Annotated in this window: 15 protein-coding genes and 1 pseudogene; 14 read left to right on the top strand and 2 right to left on the bottom strand. The window is 58.9% G+C overall.

The features are described 5' to 3' along the window. Positions 1–21: 21 nt before the first annotated feature. The 9 genes from CE491_RS13480 (at position 22) to CE491_RS13440 (ending at position 11,771) form a co-directional block, all read left to right on the top strand. Positions 22–1,164: an acyl-CoA dehydrogenase family protein gene (locus CE491_RS13480; protein ID WP_110948848.1), complete on the top strand. Its 1,143-nt coding sequence runs from the start codon at positions 22–24 to the stop codon at positions 1,162–1,164. A 37-nt stretch (positions 1,165–1,201) separates the two neighbouring features. Further along, positions 1,202–2,695 carry an aldehyde dehydrogenase family protein gene (locus CE491_RS13475; protein ID WP_110948847.1) on the top strand — a complete coding sequence of 498 codons (1,494 nt, stop codon included), beginning with the start codon at positions 1,202–1,204 and terminating at the stop codon, positions 2,693–2,695. An 86-nt stretch (positions 2,696–2,781) separates the two neighbouring features. Beyond that, entirely contained in the window at positions 2,782–3,654 is an 873-nt protein-coding gene (locus tag CE491_RS13470) for an enoyl-CoA hydratase-related protein (RefSeq protein WP_110948923.1), read from the top strand. A gap of 5 nt (positions 3,655–3,659) precedes the next feature. Beyond that, entirely contained in the window at positions 3,660–4,811 is a 1,152-nt protein-coding gene (locus tag CE491_RS13465) for a CaiB/BaiF CoA transferase family protein (RefSeq protein ID WP_110948846.1), read from the top strand. 51 nt (positions 4,812–4,862) lie between these two features. Further along, complete coding sequence (locus tag CE491_RS13460; protein WP_110948845.1) at positions 4,863–6,266, top strand: aldehyde dehydrogenase family protein; 1,404 nt, start codon at positions 4,863–4,865, stop codon at positions 6,264–6,266. Positions 6,267–6,388: 122 nt separating this feature from the next. After that, entirely contained in the window at positions 6,389–8,599 is a 2,211-nt protein-coding gene (locus CE491_RS13455) for a PQQ-dependent dehydrogenase, methanol/ethanol family (protein ID WP_199885097.1), read from the top strand. Beyond that, positions 8,596–8,910: a DUF4286 family protein gene (locus tag CE491_RS13450; RefSeq protein WP_110948843.1), complete on the top strand. Its 315-nt coding sequence runs from the start codon at positions 8,596–8,598 to the stop codon at positions 8,908–8,910. The genes CE491_RS13455 and CE491_RS13450 overlap by 4 nt, the downstream gene beginning before the upstream one ends. A gap of 225 nt (positions 8,911–9,135) precedes the next feature. Next, a complete protein-coding gene (locus CE491_RS13445) occupies positions 9,136–10,035 on the top strand; it encodes a transporter (RefSeq protein WP_110948842.1) in 900 nt (299 codons plus the stop codon). A gap of 47 nt (positions 10,036–10,082) precedes the next feature. Next, on the top strand, positions 10,083–11,771 hold the full coding sequence (locus CE491_RS13440) for a GMC family oxidoreductase (RefSeq protein ID WP_110948841.1): 1,689 nt from the start codon (positions 10,083–10,085) through the stop codon (positions 11,769–11,771). A 36-nt stretch (positions 11,772–11,807) separates the two neighbouring features. On the opposite strand, the gene CE491_RS13435 is transcribed toward CE491_RS13440, so the two are convergent. Then, on the bottom strand, positions 11,808–12,053 hold the full coding sequence (locus CE491_RS13435) for a 2Fe-2S iron-sulfur cluster-binding family protein (protein ID WP_199885096.1): 246 nt from the start codon (positions 12,051–12,053) through the stop codon (positions 11,808–11,810). 225 nt (positions 12,054–12,278) lie between these two features. Between CE491_RS13435 and CE491_RS13430 the strand changes: the two are divergent. Continuing rightward, positions 12,279–12,524 (top strand): annotated as a pseudogene (locus CE491_RS13430) (cytochrome P450); the annotation flags it as partial. A gap of 18 nt (positions 12,525–12,542) precedes the next feature. On the opposite strand, the gene CE491_RS13425 reads toward CE491_RS13430, so the two are convergent. Continuing rightward, positions 12,543–13,751: a multidrug effflux MFS transporter gene (locus CE491_RS13425; protein ID WP_110948839.1), complete on the bottom strand. Its 1,209-nt coding sequence runs from the start codon at positions 13,749–13,751 to the stop codon at positions 12,543–12,545. 238 nt (positions 13,752–13,989) lie between these two features. On the opposite strand from CE491_RS13425, the gene CE491_RS13420 reads away from it, so the two are divergent. The 4 genes from CE491_RS13420 to CE491_RS13405 all read left to right on the top strand — a co-directional run bounded on the left by CE491_RS13420 (position 13,990) and on the right by CE491_RS13405 (position 17,425). Then, a complete protein-coding gene (locus tag CE491_RS13420) occupies positions 13,990–14,793 on the top strand; it encodes an SDR family NAD(P)-dependent oxidoreductase (protein ID WP_110948838.1) in 804 nt (267 codons plus the stop codon). A 183-nt stretch (positions 14,794–14,976) separates the two neighbouring features. Further along, complete coding sequence (locus CE491_RS13415; protein WP_110948837.1) at positions 14,977–16,224, top strand: NAD(P)/FAD-dependent oxidoreductase; 1,248 nt, start codon at positions 14,977–14,979, stop codon at positions 16,222–16,224. Between the two features lie 18 nt (positions 16,225–16,242). After that, positions 16,243–16,554, top strand: coding sequence for a 2Fe-2S iron-sulfur cluster-binding protein (locus CE491_RS13410; protein WP_110948836.1), 312 nt, complete (start codon positions 16,243–16,245; stop codon positions 16,552–16,554). Between the two features lie 7 nt (positions 16,555–16,561). Then, positions 16,562–17,425, top strand: coding sequence for an acyl-CoA thioesterase (locus tag CE491_RS13405; protein ID WP_110948835.1), 864 nt, complete (start codon positions 16,562–16,564; stop codon positions 17,423–17,425). Positions 17,426–17,446 lie beyond the last annotated feature (21 nt).

Genomic DNA, 17,446 nt, shown 5'->3' with positions numbered 1-17,446 from the left:
ATATCCTTAGAGGGAAAAACCGTGAAGTTCACCGAAGAACAACAAATGCTTCGCGACATGGTCCGCCGGGTTGCCGAAGAGCAAGTCAGGCCGCTGGTTGCAGAAATGGAGGAGACCCGCGAGTTCCCCGAATCCCTGGTCGAGGTCTTTGGTGACCTGGGCCTGCTGCAGATGTGGGTGCCTGAAGAGTACGGTGGCCCAGGCGGCGACCTGACCTCGGTGTGTATCGCCAAGGAAGAAATCGGCAAGGTCTCCCTAGCGGCTTCAACGCTGTGCGCGAACAACTCCATTGGTTTGATCTTGCCTTTGCTGCACTTCGGCACTCAGGCGCAGAAAGATCACTACCTGCCGTTAGCGGCCCTTGGCCGCACGCTGTCCTGCGTGGCGATCACCGAGCCCGACGCCGGCTCGGACGTCTCGGCCATTCGCACCACCGCGCGCCGCGCCGGCGACAGTTACGTGATCAATGGCCAGAAAAGCTGGATCACCTGGGCCGCCCAGGCTCATTACATGCTGCTGTTTGCCCGTACCAGTGAAGGCCGCGGCCACGATGGCATCAGTGTGTTTCTGGTCGACACCAAGACCCCCGGCCTGACCATCGGGCGCAAGGAAGTGAAGATGGGCCGGCATGGCTCGCCGTCGTATTCGGTGTTCTTCGAGAACATGCGCATCGACGCCGATTGCCTGTTGGGCGAGGAGGGCACCGGATTCAAGGCCTGCATGAAAATCCTCGACCTGAACCGTCCCTCGGTGGCGGCCTCCTCCCTGGGCCTGGCCCAAGCGGCGCTGGACGAGTCGATCAGTTACGCCCGCGAGCGGCGACAGTTCGGCAAGCGGATCGCCGATTTCCAGGCGATCCAGTTCAAGATCGCCAATATGGCGATGAAAATCGAAGCGGCGCGCACCTTGCTCTACACCAGTGCGCAAGAGATCGACAGCGGTGACACCAGTCGCCTGACCCTACTGTCATCGATGGTCAAATGCTACGTCACCGATGTCGCCATGGAGGCGGCCCTGGAAGCGGTGCAGATTCACGGCTCTTATGGCTATTCCACTGAATATCCGGTGGAGCGCTTCATGCGCGATGCGAAGCTGAACCAGATACTGGAAGGTACCAACGAGATTCATCACGTGATCATTGCCCGACAGTTGCTGGGCAAGTGAACGGCCATTTTTCCAATAAAAACTAAAGGAAAACCCCATGATGAACTGCCATCCCGCAGTCGGCGCCGCCGCCAAGGCTTTTCTCAATCGCCAACACCAACTGCTGATTGACGGCCAGTGGGTCGAGGCCAGCTCCGAAGCCCGCACCGAGCTGATCGACCCAGCCACCGGCGGCGTCATCGCCACTGCCGCTCAAGGTACGGCGGCTGATGTCGACCGTGCAGTCGAGGCGGCGCGACGTGCCTTCGAAGGCCCGTGGCGCAAAACCACACCTACCCAGCGCACCCAGATGATGCTGCGTTTCGCCAGCCTGATCGAAGCCAATGCCGAGGAGTTGGCCGAGCTGGAATGTATCAACAGTGGTAAGCCGCTGATGTTCTGCCGCAATGGCGACGTGGTCGGCATCGTCGAAATGCTTCGCTACATGTCCGGTTGGACCACCAAGATGGGCGGGGAAACACCCAATGTTTCGCTGCCCGGCGAATGGCATGCCTATACCTTGCTTGAGCCTGTGGGCGTGGTGGGGCAGATCGTGCCGTGGAATTTCCCGCTGAACATGACCATGTGGAAAATCGCTCCGGCCATTGCCGCCGGTTGCACCATCGTGCTCAAACCGTCCGAACAGACCCCGCTGACCGCCTTGCGCCTCGGCGAACTGGCACTGGAAGCGGGAATCCCGCCCGGCGTGCTGAACATCGTGACTGGTTTCGGTAACCCGGTGGGAGCGTCAATCGCGGCGCATCCGGGGATCGATAAGGTTGCCTTCACCGGTTCCACCGAGGTTGGTCGGCGCATCGCCCAGGCGGCCACCGGCAACCTGAAAAAGGTTTCCCTGGAACTGGGCGGCAAGTCCCCCGTGATCGTGTTCCCGGACGCCAATCTACAAGCGGCGGCAGCCGGGGTTTGCTCGTCGATCTTCTTCCACGCAGGCCAGGTGTGTGCCGCCGGCTCGCGTTTATATGTGCATGAACGAGTGTTCGACGAAGTACTCGACGCGGTGGCTCGCCGGGCGCGGGAAATCCGCGTCGGCCACGGCATGGATGAGAGCACCGAAATGGGCCCGGTGGTTTCCCAACGTCAACTGGACCGCGTGCTTGGCTACATCCGCAGCGGCCAGGAGCAGGGCGCATCCCTGTTGGCGGGCGGAGAGCGTATCGGCGAGCAGGGCTTTTTCGTTCAGCCTACGGTGCTGACTGGGGTCAAGCCTGGTATGGCCGTGCACGATGAAGAAATCTTCGGCCCGGTGCTCTGCGCCATGTCGTTCAACGACGATGATCTGGACCGCATCAGCGCCACCGCCAACGCCTCGCCGTACGGTCTGGCTGCCAGCGTCTGGACCCGCGATTTGAGCATCGCCCACAAGATGGCGCGGCGGCTGCAAGCCGGGATCGTCAACGTCAACGCACTGTCTTCTCCCGATGCCACTCTGCCGTACGGTGGCTACAAACAGTCGGGCTGGGGCCGCGAGCGCGGTTTCGACGCGATCAAGCTGTACACCGAAGTCAAGGCCGTGGCCGTCAACCTCAACTGACGTAGAGCCACCCATCACTGAACGGCGCAGAGGCTAATCCGCCCGCGCGCCTGAACCGAATGCCGCAAGAAGAAGGACAAAAAACCATGGCAGCTAACGGCAGTATTGATTACCTCGCACGGGACGGTCGGGCCTACATCACCATCAACCGCCCGGACAAGAAAAATGCGATGAGCAACGCCATGCTCGATCAGCTGATGGACGGCTATGATCGCGCCGAAGCCGACGATGACGTGCGGGTAGTGGTGTTGCAGGGCGCCGGTGATGATTTCACCACCGGACACGACCTGGCTGAAGTCGGCACCGAATATGGCGAAACTACCCTGGACGCCAAAGGCCGTCCGCGTAAGCCCAGCCAACGGGCCCGCTTGCTGCACGACAAACGCTATATCGAGCGCTTCGAGCGGGTGTTCAAATTTCTCAAGCCCACGCTTTCTCTGGTCAAGGGTTACTGCCTGGGCGGCGGTCTGTATCTGGCAGAGGCATCGGACCTGGTGATCGCCGCCGATACCGCGAAGATGGGCCATCCCGAGCAAAAGCTCGGCCTCAGCGGCGCGGCGTACTTCGCGGCCTGGGAAATGATGGCTTTGGGTCCGCGCAAGGCCCGAGAATTGTTGCTGCTGGCGCAAGTATGGGATGCGCAAACGTGCTTGGCCAACGGCCTGGTGAACAAGGTGGTGCCGCTCGCTGACCTGCAAGAGGCGGGAGAGGAATGGGCCGAGCGTATCGTGCGCCTGCCCCGTGACGGTATCGTCATGGGTAAGGCCGCAACCAACCTGGCGATGGATTCTCTGGGCATCTCCAGTCAGTTCGCCTACGGCCATATCTTGCACACCCTGGCGACCAACGTGCGTTACGAGGCTGACGAATACAATTTCATGAAGCAGCGTCGGGACAAGGGCGTGCGCTCGTCCAACCATGACCGCGAAGCCTTCTACGACAAGAAAGAACAGGAGTAAGGCTCATGACTGCATTGAAAGGCCTCAAGGTACTGGACTTCACGCAAATGATGACCGGCCCCTTCGCAACCATGATGCTGGCGGACTCAGGCGCCGACGTGCTCAAGGTCGAGCAGCCCGACGGCGACCCGTTTCGCAAGTCCGGCGAGACCACCATCAACGACGACGGGGTATTTTTCCTGGCGATCAACCGCAACAAGCGCGGCATCGTGCTTGACCTCAAGACCACCGAGGGCCAGGCGGCCGCCCAGGCCCTGGCTGCCGAAGCCGATGTGTTCGTCGAGAACTTTCGACCCGGTTTCGCCGAAAAGGCCGGATTGGGTTACGAGGCACTAAGCAAGATCAATCCGCGCCTGGTGTATTGCTCCATCACCGGTTTCGGCCAGAGCGGCCCGGACCGCGATCGGCCAGCGCTCGACATGATCATCCAGGCCATGTCCGGGATCATGCAGATCACCGGGACTCAGGAGTCCGGACCGATCAAGACCGGTTTTCCGTTCGCTGACCTGGTCACCGCTTTGCTCGCCAATGTCGGAATTCTCACCGCGTTGCAGGCGCGCCAGACCACCGGGCTCGGCCAGCGGGTCGATTTGTCGATGCTCGACGCGACAATCTTCAGCCTTGTGCCGCGCGACGTGTACTTCGACGTGACCGGCCAGACCCCGGGCCGCATGGGCAACGAGCATTGGGACATTGTGCCGAACAACACCTACCGCACCAGTGATGGTCGCGACATTATGATCATCACCATCAACGAAAAATTCTGGCACATCCTCTGCGACGCGCTGGATGCCAGCGAACTGAAGACTGATCCGAGGTTCGTCAACAAGGCGGCACGCCTGGCCAACCGTGATGCGGTCAACAGTACCCTGTCGGAGATTTTCGCCACTCGCACTCTGGCAGAGTGGGACGCAGCGTTATCAGCGGCCGGGGCGATTTATGGCCCGGTCAAGACCTGGCCGGAAGTCTTCAGCGACCGGCATACCGTGGAAAACCTGCTCAAGACCCTTGAACATCCTCTGGGTGGTAGCTTCAAGGTCATCAATAACCCGCTGCATTTTTCTGCGACGCCCAATTCCATCTATCGCTCCCCACCTTTGAAGGGACAGCACGACAGCGAGGTGCTGACGGCAGAAGGGATCGTGTGGCCGTGCTAGTAAAGCAGTCGGTCTGGCACTGGATAAACGTACGTATCTGGGAGACATGTCATGCGTTATGAACTGTTGATTGATGGGCAACTGAACCCTGGCGGGGGGTCGATCGAGGTGATAGACCCGGCGAGCGGCGAGGTGTTCGAACACTGCGCGCGGGCCTTGCCAGAACATCTGGACTTAGCCGTCGCGGCCGCCTCGCGCGCCTTCGCCAGCTGGAGCCAAGAGCCACTGGCCGCGCGGCAGGCCTTGTTAACGGCGATTGCCGAGGTGATTGAAAACAATGTTCAACCTCTGGCCAACCTGCTTACCCGCGAGCAGGGAAAGCCGTTAGCCGACTCCGTATGGGAGGTCAATGGCGCCGCGTATATCTTCCGTTATTACGCGGGCGTGGATATTCCCGTGCAGGTGTTGGAAGATTCGCCGCAACGCCGGGTTGAGCAGCATCAGATGCCATTGGGTGTGGTCGGCGCGATCCTGCCGTGGAATTTTCCGCTGTTTATGGCTGCCGCGAAAATCGCTCCGACCCTGCTGGCGGGCAACACTTTGATACTCAAACCCGCACCCAGCACCCCTCTGACAACCTTGCATCTAGGCGCGCTCATCAAGGACCTGGTACCACCTGGGGTGCTCAACCTGATTGCCGATTTCAATGACCTGGGGCCACTGATCACCGCGCACCCGGGCATACGTAAGATTGGCTTCACTGGCTCCACTCAGACCGGTCTTAAGGTCATGGGGTCGGTGGTGCCAACCCTCAAGCGCCTGACCTTGGAGCTAGGGGGCAACGATGCGGGCATCGTCCTTGAAGACTGCGATCCCAAGGTCGTCGCTGCCAAGCTGTTCAAGGCAGCATTCACCAACAACGGGCAGATTTGCGTGGCGCTTAAGCGCTTGTACGTCCCCGATGCGTTGTACGAGGCTGTCTGTGAAGCAATGGTCGAAATCGCGGAGGCCACGGTGGTGGGCCCAGGCGTTGAACCTGATAGCCAGTTGGGGCCAATACAGAATCAGGCTCAATACGAGCGGGTGCTGTCGCTGATAGATTCGGCCAGCCAACAGGGTAAGATTATTGCCGGCGGTAACGCGCTGGAACGTCCTGGCTATTTCGTTCGGCCGACGCTGATCCGCGATATCGGCAACGGTTCGCCGTTGGTGGACGAGGAGCAATTCGGCCCAGTGCTGCCGATTATTCGCTACAGCACGATCGAACAAGCCGTTGCCTGGGCTAATGACACCTCTTTCGGCCTCGGAAATTCGGTCTGGTCCGACGATGCTGATCGTGCTTATGGGGTAGCCCAACAACTGGATTCCGGCACGGTCTGGATAAATCAGCACGGTGACGTGGGGCCCAATGTCCCGTTTGGCGGCGCAAAAATGTCCGGCTTGGGAGTTGAATATGCAGCGGAAGGTCTCGCCGAACTCACTCAGTTAAAGATCATTAACAGAGCCAAACACTAAAGAGGTTACACCCCGGCAACCTCTTATTACTCGCCTTAAAAACGACCGATTCATTCATGAGCTCGTGATCTCTGACGCGCCTGGCAGTCGGCACCTTAATAATTATAAAAATGGATGCGGGAATGCACATTCGAGTCTTTCGAACCAAACAGGCGGCAAGTCAGCATTTACGTCGATCATGCTATGGATTGCTATTGGTTGCTTCCCTTGGGCATGCCCAAGGGGCCGCCGATGTCGATGCCGTCCGAATCACGGGGGCTGGCCGTGAAGGTGCCAATTGGGTTTCTCATGGCCGTACCTATGCTGAAGAGCGCTTCAGTCCGCTCGCCCGTATCAACGAGCATAGCGTCAGCGATCTGGGGCTGGCGTGGACTTACAAGATAGAGCCGGACCGTGGGCTGGAAGCAACACCCATTGTTGTGGACGGAGTGATGTACGCCACCGGGCCGTTCAGCATTGTTTATGCGCTGGATGCGCGTTCCGGCAAACTCATTTGGCAATATGATCCTCAAGTTGATCGGAGTATCGCGGATCGCGGCTGTTGCGGGCCGGTCAATCGAGGCGTTGCGGTCTGGAAGGGTAAAGTATTTGTTGGAGCGTTCGATGGACGGCTGATTGCTATCGACGCTGCAACTGGCAAACCGGTCTGGAGCACTGACACCTTCATTGACCACTCGCGTAACTATACGATCACCGGCGCTCCGCGGGTGGTCAACGGCCGGGTGCTGATAGGCAACGGGGGGGCCGAGTACGGCGTACGGGGCTACGTCTCAGCCTACGATTCTGAGTCAGGTGCACTCGCATGGCGCTTTTATACCGTGCCAGGCGACCCTGCAAAGCCGCCAGAAAATGCTGCCATGGCTATGGCCCGCAGGACTTGGTATGGCAATCGATACGGCGAACAAGGTGGCGGCGGTACCGTTTGGGATTCGATGTCTTATGATCCCGAATTGAATTTGCTTTATATCGGCGTTGGTAACGGATCGACCTGGGACCGCAAATTGCGCAGCGAGGGCAAAGGCGACAATTTGTTCATCGCCTCAATCGTCGCGCTTAACGCCGATACCGGGAAATATGTCTGGCACTACCAGACATCGCCGGGCGAGATGTGGGACCACACTGCGACGCAACAAATGGTCTTGGCAGACCTGATGATCCAGGGCCAAACACGCAAAGTGCTGATGCAGGCGCCCAAGAACGGTTTCTTTTACGTACTAGACCGACGCACTGGCCAGTTCATATCTGCCAATAATTACGTGCCCGTCAACTGGACCAAAGGCATCGACCCAAAGACCGGAAGGCCGGTCCCCAACCCTGAACAAGCCGACTATAGCAGCGGGGAATTAAAGGTTGTGTCCCCATCGGGTTTTGGTGGCCATAACTGGCAATCGATGGCTTACAGCCCAATAACCCGTTTGGTTTATATACCCGCTATGGAGGTGGCCTGGTATTTCAAAGGCGGCATCGACACACCGATGCCCAAAGAGTTAGGGACCTTTCACTTTGGTCCCATGGTTGGGCTTGCGTTAACCCGTGATGCGGCGGCACCAGCGCGAACGTTAAAGCTGACTGACATGCCCGACCCCTCCAAGGATGAGGATGCCAGGCGTCTTCGTGACAGCTGGAAGGGACGTTTGGTCGCCTGGGATCCGGTGACTCAGCAGGAAGCCTGGCATCAAGATCACCGTTCAATATGGAATGGCGGCACGCTTGCCACGGCCGGTGGGCTGGTTTTCCAGGGAACGGGTGATGGCCAGTTCATCGCGTACCAAGCGCGCACTGGCGAGCCGCTGTGGACGGTGCAACTGGACAACGCTGTTATGGCAGCGCCGATAAGTTACGAAGTGGACGGTGAGCAGTACATTGCCGTGATGGCCGGCGCGGGTGGGGGAATGCGCTTGACGACAGCCTTGATGACCGCAGGTGACAACGTGTCGACTCAGGGCCGTTTGTTGGCTTTCAAAATAGGAGGGCAGGCCAAGCTCCCCGACAAGGTGCCAACCGTGTCCGGACCACCTCCTCCCACTCCTGCCTTAACCGCAGAACCGTCTGCACTGCAGCAGGGCTACGTCTTGTATCAAACTCACTGCGCGGCCTGCCACGGTCTGAATGCAATTGGCGGCGGCGTCGTGCCTGACCTGCGTTATTTAACGAGTGACAAGCACGACTTCTTCACGGCGATCGTTGGAGGAGCTTTGGCGCCGCTGGGTATGCCCAATTTCAGCCGCAAGCTGCAACCAGAGCAAATCGAGCTGATTCATCAGTACGTGATCGAGCGCAGCCAGGAGTTGAGCGCCCGTTTGCGGAACATTTCACCAGGAGCACAGCAATGACCCATTACACCTTTGTGGTTTTGACCAATCCTGTTCAGGGGCAGGAGCACGAATATAACCATTGGTACGATCAACAGCACCTGCCTGATGTGCTTGCAGTGCCCGGTTTTATCAGCGCACGCCGTTTTCGCATGGTGCACGACCCTATGGTGTCAACGCCACTGTGGCGTTATTTGGCGCTGTACGAAATTGATGCCGCTGACCCAGTAGCGGTGCTTGATGAAGTCCTGCTTCGGGTGGGCGGGGAAGCAATGGTGATGAGCGAGGCCTTGGATCCCAAGATGTTTGCCGTTGTATACGAACCAGTTTGACTGTGAAGATTTGATCACAGCCATAAATTAGATTCTGCTGCCCTTAGTGATGAGTCCAGTAATGCCTGACTTCTCCCATAACACGTCAATGTCGGATTGACGCGCGAAACATCAGAACACATAAGTTACAAATGCCTGAATAGAAACGGGTAATCCATAACCCGGATGCGGTTCCCCTCATGTTCGTTGGATGGCGCTTCATAACAATAAAAATAGGTGAATGGAATGAACAGAAAGGTCCTTAGTCTTAAACATGCTGCCGGCATGTTACTAACGATCAGCGGGTTTTCACCGCTTATGCCAGCTCACGCCCTGGGTATCAGTCTGGGCGATTGGGTTTCTCCCTCGCCGGGACACCCTATATTCGCTTGGCATGTGGTGCAGACCAATAATCACAAGACCTACCAAGACAATAAAGTCGTTAATGACAAGGCTCGGATGAATATTACTTCGACGCTGGTGCGCTATACCTATCCCGTTCGGGTTGCCGACGGTGTGGTCGCTAACCCGCAGTTTGGCGTGATTGCCGCGAGCATCGATAGTAATCGTCCATCGGGCCTCAATGACACCGCCGGTTTATCCGATCCGTTTTTTACAGTGCCCTTTTTTTTCACGCTAGACGCGGAGCATCGCGAATATTTCGTAGCAGCACCTTTCGTATTTTTCCCGGTAGGGCGCTACGACCATGATCAAAGTATGAACACCGGTGAAAATCGGTGGCACACTGCTCTGCAACTGGGTTATCAGCGGCAATTAGTTGGTAACTACAACATTGAGTTGATGGGCGAAGCGAATTTTTTTACCAATAACGACAAGTCTGGCCCGGATAACGGCAGCTTGAGTCAGGACCCGATGTATCAAGTTAACGCGGCGGTTTCTTATATGTTCGGCCAGCGACTTAACAATTTGGTCGGTGGCGGTGTTTCTCATCGCTGGGGTGGGGAAAGCCATATCGACGGCCAGGCCTTGGATGATCGCGCATCGTCCACAGCGGTATTTATGGAAGTCAGTAGTTTCTTCACCGCCCAAGATCAAGTTCTGCTGGGAATCAGCCGGGATATTGTCGTGGAAAACGGCTTCAAGACCGATGCCGAACTCAAGTTCCGTTACATCCATGTTTTTTGATTGCTGATGCGCAACGTTCTTCCATCACTCAGTTATGCGGAGTTGTCATGCCTGGTACTCAAGCCTTGAATGAAGATATTGCGGTGTTTGATTACATTATTGTCGGCGCTGGCGCGGCGGGTTGTGTCGTCGCCAATCGGTTGAGCGAAGACCCGGCGGTCAGCGTCTGCCTGATTGAAGCCGGTCCGCCGGACCACAACCTGTTTATCAAGATGCCGGCCGGCTTTATCAAGATGGTCGGCAACCCGCGCTACACCTGGAATTTCCAGACCCAACCCACGGCGCTGACCGGTGATCGAGCGGTCAACCTGCTCCAGGGCCGCACCTTGGGCGGCGGTACTTCGGTCAATGGCATGGCCTACAACAGAGGCCAGGCCCACGACTTCGACGAGTGGGCCGCCGCCGGCAATGCGGGCTGGGGTTATAAGGATTTGCTGCCCTTGTTTATGGACATGGAAAACCGCCAGGGCGGTGACCCGTTGGTGCGCGGCAGCAAAGGCCCGTTGGCCATTACCGATGTGTGTTGGGAGGACACGTTGTGCAGCGCATTTATCGACGGCGTGGTCGAGTGCGGCACACCGCGTAATTCCGATACCAATGGCCAGCGCCAGGAGGGTGTGAGTTTTTCCCAGGTCAGTATCAAGGACGGACGCCGGGTCAGTTCCTCCTCGGCCTTTTTGCAACCGGTGCTGCATCGCAAAAACCTGCAGGTGATGACCGATACCCTGGCGACCCGTGTACTGATGGAAGGCAAAAAAGCCCGTGGGGTCAGCGTGCAGCAAGACGTGCGGAGTTTTTCCATGATGGCCAGGCGCGAGGTGATCCTCAGCGCCGGGGCGATTAATACCCCACGTCTGCTCCAGGTATCCGGCATCGGCGACACGGCCTTGCTGGAGAACATTGGTGTAAAGCGCGTTCATCATCTGCCAGGTGTTGGCCAGAACCTGCAAGACCACTACATGGTGCAGATCGTGGCGCGGGGCAAGAACTTCACGTCCATCAACCAGTTGGCCAGGGGCCCTGGACTGCTGTGGCAAGGGCTGCGCTGGAGCTTGAAAAAGCCAAGCCTGTTGGGATTGCCGGTGGCGCTGGTGCACTACTTTATGAGGTCCGGCCTGAGCCAGGGCGATGCGGACATCCAAGGCATTTTTACCCCGGCCAGCCACATGACCGGCAGCGACGGCCAGCTCGATCAGTGTGCCGGGATGACCTGCGCGGTATGGCAGCACCGGCCCATAAGTCGTGGCTTTGTCGCAGCAGTCTCGGCGAGCATGCATGACGCGCCGCTGGTTCAGCCCAATTACCTGGCTCACGAGCACGACCGCCGGGTTCTGCTGGAGGCTTGCAGAAAGGTTCGCGCGATCTTGGCCAGCCAAGCTATGCGCCCTTACTTCGAAGCTGAAATGATACCCGGCGTCGAGATATCCAGTGATGAGCAATGGCTGGATTTTGCCTGCAAGACTGGCTCGACGGTATTCCACCCGGTCGGGACCGCACGGATGGGGCCAGCGACCGATCCCTACAGTGTTGTCGACGATACCTTGCGGGTACACGGCCTAGAGGGATTGCGGGTGATTGATGCCTCGATCATGCCCAACCTGACCTCCGCCAACACTGCGGCTGCGACGATGGTTATCGGTGAGAAAGGCGCTCGAATGATTCTTTGCGCCCAGGCTCCGAGCAATGCGGCGAGTGGCTGCGCCCTGCACGAACGGTCTGGCCAGGTTGCCCTCTGACAGAGACGGCGGCTATTAGCCGCCGGCTTCAATACTTCATTCCTGCGGAGCGATAGTCACCGCCAGTCCGTCCAGCGTGACATCGAACAGTAACTGGCAGGACAGTCGCGACTCTTGCGTACGATATTCGCTGGTCTCCAACAGGTCATTTTCATATTCATTCATGGCCGGCAGGCGGTCATGAAATGCGCTGGCGACATACACATGGCACGTGGCACATGAGCAACTTCCGCCGCACAATGCCGAGAGTTCTTCTACGTCAGCATTACGAATGACTTCCATCACCGAATACCGATTTCACCGTTGATCGTCAGCTCATTACCTGTCCGAGTCGTCAATATAAGTGTACTCATTGTTGTCTCCCTTTTCCCCAGTTGGCGGTTGTGATCGCTAACAGAAGGCGGTTTTTGTTAGTGGAGGCTTGATGGTTTTTTATGCCAAATAACAAGTAGGGTATGAGCAAGGCTCGCGGCAAGGTCCAGCCAATAGGTTCCATCAGCCAACCGCGACCCACGAGTATTCGAGCGGCCAGATGATTTCAGCATCATGCGTACGCCCAATAACCATCTCGCTTTTGGCAATGGCCCGCACATGTGCATTGGCCAGCACCTGGCCAAGCTTGACATGGGTATCCTGTTCGACGCCTTGTTGCCCCGCCTCAGATCAGTGGAGCTTGCTGGGGAGCCGCGGTTGCTGCAGTCCAATTTCATCAGCGGGCTGAAGTCATTGCCGATCCGCTTTAAGGCGCAATGAACGCTTCCCACCCGATGCTCAAGGTGTGCAGCGCAGGGTTCGTGCCGCCTGCTGGCCGACCAGCAGCAGGTAGCCGAGCAGGGCGAAGACACCGCAAGCGGCGCTCAGCAAGGTCATCGGTAGCGCGGTGCCGTCGTAGGCCCTAGAGACCAGGGCGCTGGTCAGCGCGCCGGCCGACATCTGAATGAAGCCCATGGCTGCCGCCGCTGTTGCGGCCATGCCGGGGAAGGGCAGCAGGGCACCACTGATGAGGTGTGCCATCATGATCCCGGAGCCCAGGGTGAAAACCACCTGTGGTCCAAGGACCGCCCATGCAGTGCGAACCCCCGCCAGTTCCAGCACCATCATCAATGCCCCGCCACCGGCCAGCAGTAACCCACCGAGTATCACCACCCCATGGCTGGAAAGGCTGCGGCTCAAGCGCACCGTGAGAAAGCTGCCACTGATGAAACCCAGGATCGTCAGCAGGTAATAACCACCAAACTGGCCGGCTGGCATACCGCGCAACTCGATCAGCACGAAGGGGGCTCCGGACATGAAACTGTAGAAACCGCCGGTCATGAAGCCCAGGGTCAGGCTGTGGCCGAGGAACAGTCGATTGCCCAGTACGCTGCGATAATTGCGCAAGATGGTAGCTGGCGACATTCGTTGCCGACGTGCAGGGTCGAGGGTTTCTGGCAGTTGGGTAATGACCGTGAACAGCACGACGGCGGCCAATACCAGGAACACCGCGAAGATCGCCCGCCAGCCCAGGCCAAGCAAAATAGCCCCGCCCAGTAGTGGCCCGACGGCGGGTGCCATGGCCTGGACCCCGCCGATGTAGGCCAGCATCCGCGCCGCCTGGAGCGGCTGGAACAGGTCGCGCACCATGGCCTGGGACAACACCAACCCGCCGGCGGCACCAAAGGCCTGGAGGAAGCGGCAGACAATCAGCAGTTCAATGCTGGGGCTGATCAGGCAGCCCAGGCTGGCGAAAGCAAACACCGAGGTGCCCAGCACAATCATCGATTTTCGTCCCCAGCGGTCGGCTAGCGGCCCGTAGATCGGTTGCGCCAGGGCCATGCCCAGCATGTAGGCGCTGAGGGTCAGTTGCACGTCGCTGGCGCTGGCGTTCAGTGCCAGGCCAATGGCCGGGAAGGCGGGAATGTAAGTGGCACTGGCCAGGGGCGCCAGGGCCATGATCATCGCGAAGAAAATAATCGTGTAGCGCGAGGTTAGGAGATCCATGAGTTTGGCGAGTCTTCTGTTTTTTGTCAGGGGCGGGGTGCTGCTTGAGGGTAAAGGGCTGGTGGATTTTTACTAATCGTTAAGCCCTCTGAGTTGAGCGGATAATCCTATTGGCCCCGACACTCCAGCGATGCTCTAGTGCTTCCATCGTCACTACGGGCGTGTCCTGCGGTTGGCGCAGGGCTTGAGTCCAGTGCAATGAACCCTTCCGCGAAATAAACACCTCCAAGGAGCCATCATGAGTCGACTCGACGGAAAAACCCTAATCGTCACCGGAGCGTCACAGGGCATGGGTCGCACCATTGCCCTTGAAGCGGCGCGCCGTGGTGCCGCCTGGGTCACATTGGCCGATATCCAGAGCTGCGCCGAAGTGGCCAGCCAGATCCGCAATTTGGGGGCACAAGTCCTCGAGGCAAGGGTTGACCTGCGTAGCAGTGCGGACATTCGCCGGATGATCGACGATACGGCGCGCCAGGCCGGCGGTATCGATGTGTTGATCAATAACGCCGGGGTCACCGAAACCAGCCTGACCGGCAAACCCCAGCGCATCGAGGAACTTGGCGAAGAAACCTGGGACGCCATCATGGACATCAACCTCAAGGCCATCTGGTTGGCCGCCAAGTTCGCCACGCCGCACTTGCGCCGTTCTCGCCATGGGCCGGTGATCATCAACGGTGCGTCAGTCGCGAGCACCGTTGCCTACCCAGGGCGACCGGCCTATAGCGCCAGCAAAGGCGGGGTGAAACTGTTGACCAAGGCCATTGCGCAGGACCTGGCCGAAGATGGTATCCGCTGCGTCGGCTATGCGCCCGGCGGCATCGCCACGCCGATGTTCGAAGCCAGTGTGTCCAGCTTTGCCGACCGCGCGACTGCAATGGCACGCATGTCCGGTTCGCACCTGATCCCGCGCCTGGGCACCGCTTTGGAAGTAGCCAACCTGGTGTGCTTTCTGGCCAGTGACGAGGCGTCGTTTCTGACCGGTGCAGTGTTTCCGGTGGATGGCGGGACGCTGGCCTGGCGAGGCCTGCGGCAACCTGCCTGACACGGTTCTGACCGCTGAGGGTGCGAGCCAGAGCGCTTCGCTCTCACTACAGAGTCAAAAACTATTGGACCTGCGTCCCGCCAATTCGGATATTGGCAGCCAGGGCCGCGCAAATATCGGCCCAAACCAACAAAAAACGCCGCGTGTCAGGATCTGCCGCAAAGGCGAAGAAGAGGATCGTCCATGCCGCAACTTCCCTGCATCATCATCGGCGCCAGCCATGCCGCCGCGCAACTGGCGCCCAGCTTGCGTCAAGAGGGCTGGGACGGCCCAATCCTGGTTGTCGGCGACGAATCTTTCATTCCCTACCATCGCCCGCCGCTGTCCAAGGCTTATCTGCTGGGCGAGAAGACGGTCGATGAGCTATTGATTCGCCCCGCCGACGCTTATGGGCGGCATGGCATCGAATTTCGCTTGGGAGTGCGCGTCGAGTCCATCGACCGCCAGGCCAAGACGCTGACCCTGGCGAGCGGCGAAGAACTCGCGTACGCCAAATTGGCGATTTGCACCGGCACGCGGGTGAGGACCGTCAACTTGCCCGGCTCTGAACTGGCGGGGGTTCACTACCTGCGCAATATCGAAGATATCGACCGTATCCGTCAGGTGGTGCGGCCCCAAGGCCGCGCAGTGATTGTCGGCGGTGGCTACATCGGCCTGGAGACCGCCGCGGTGCTCAATCAACTGGGCATGCAGGTCACGGTGCTGGAAATGGCCGACCGCGTGCTCGCCCGGGTGACTGCGCCACAGGTCTCGGCATTTTTCCAACGGGTGCACGAGCAGGAAGGGGTAAGCATTCAGACGGCGGTGGCTGTCAGTGGTTTTGCCGGTGACGGCCGGGTCGAGCGGGTATTGTGCGCCGATGGCCGACTGTTCGCCGCTGACCTGGTGATCATCGGCGTGGGCGTGGTTCCCAATGTGGAACTGGCCGCCCAGGCTGGGTTGGCCACTGACAACGGCATTCTGGTGGATGCCTGTGCCCGCACGGCCGACCCGGATATCGTCGCCGTGGGCGACTGCACCCTGCACCCATCGCCCTATTACGGGTTCATCCGCCTCGAATCGGTCCCTAACGCAACCGAACAGGCAAAAAGCGCAGCCGCCGCCCTGTGTGGCAAGGACAAACCCTACGCCGCACTTCCCTGGTTCTGGTCCGATCAGTACGACGTGAAACTGCAGATCGCCGGCCTCAATCAGGGTTACGATCAAGTGGTGGTGCGGGGCGACCGTGAGGTTGGGCGCAGTTTTTGTGCGTTCTACCTCAAGCAGGGCAAGTTGATTGCCGCCGACTGTGTCAATCGCCCGCAGGAATTCATGTTCAGCAAGCGCCTGATTACCGAGAACATTGAGGTCAACGCCCAACAGTTGGCCGATGAAGACATCCAGCTCAAATCGTTGCTGGTCCCTGTCGACGCAGCGTTACCACTCAACTAAAAACAAAAGGTAGTCATCATGCCCGTCATCAAATACATCCAACCCAATGGCCAGGCAGTCGAATTCGAGGTGCCCTTGGGCAGTTCGGTGATGCAGGGAGCCATGGACAACATGGTCGAAGGTATCGTCGCCGAATGCGGCGGTGCTTGCAGCTGCGCTACCTGCCAGGTGTACGTAGACCCAGCGTGGATGGAGATCGTCGGGCCTGCCTGCGATTTCGAGCAAGACATGCTCAGCGCCGCCAGCGACGTGCGCAGCAATAGCCGGCTCAGTTGCCAGATCGAAATCACCCCGGAGCTACATGGCCTAATCGTCTCGATGCCGGGTTGATAGAGGCATGGCGGTTACGGTAAGTGACTTGCTGTGCCTGCTGCGGCTTGAACGCCAGGATCAATGGCTGTTCAACGGTTCTTCGCTGACCTCTGGCGCGCAACGGGTATACGGCGGACAAATGCTTGGCCAGTCGATCATGGCCATGGGCCAAACCGTGCCCGAGGCCCATCACCTGCATTCCATGCAAGGCTATTTTCTCCAGCCCGGTGATGTGCAAAAAACCATCAGTTTCAACGTCCAGCCGATACGTGATGGGCGCAATTTCAGCACGCGCTTGCTGCTGGCATGTCAGGAGGGCCGGCCTATTTTCAGCGGCGCCGCATCGTTCCAGCATGCGGAGGGCGTGCATCGGCGCCTGAGCCCAATGCCTAGTGTGACGCCCCCCTTGGGGATGATCTCAGAGGCCGAGTACTACGCTGACGAACTGCCCTTACTCGCTGGCTGTCACTCTCACACGCCCTTGCTGATGAGCCTTTTCGAACGGCGCAGCGAGCATTGGCGTTCGTGGGTCAGGCCTGGACCTCGCGACCCGGTCAACGGTATCTGGTGCCGGTTGCGTGAACCCTGTGGCGACGATCCGCTGCTGTGTCAGGCGCTGCTGGCGTACGTCTGTGACATGGACCTGATGAACACCGCCATGCGCCCACGGGGGGTAGGAGCCCTTGATCCTTCGGCGCACGCGGCCAGTCTCGATCATGCCATGTGGTTTCATGCCGCCGTGCAACCGGACCGCTGGTTTTACTACGACCTCGCTGGGCCGGGCGCTGTGAACAACCGGGGCTTGGGGAGCGGATCGCTGTATCAGGACGGGGTGCTGGTTGCCACTGCGATGCAGGAAGGCCTGTTGCGCGAGAGCCAGAGTGGTTAGTGTTTGCGCCCAACAATCAAA

It is taken from the genome of Pseudomonas bohemica (assembly GCF_002934685.1).
GTDB lineage: Bacteria > Pseudomonadota > Gammaproteobacteria > Pseudomonadales > Pseudomonadaceae > Aquipseudomonas > Aquipseudomonas bohemica.
The sequence above is the reverse complement of the archived record's forward strand: the minus strand, read 5'-3'. Positions and strand labels throughout refer to the sequence as shown.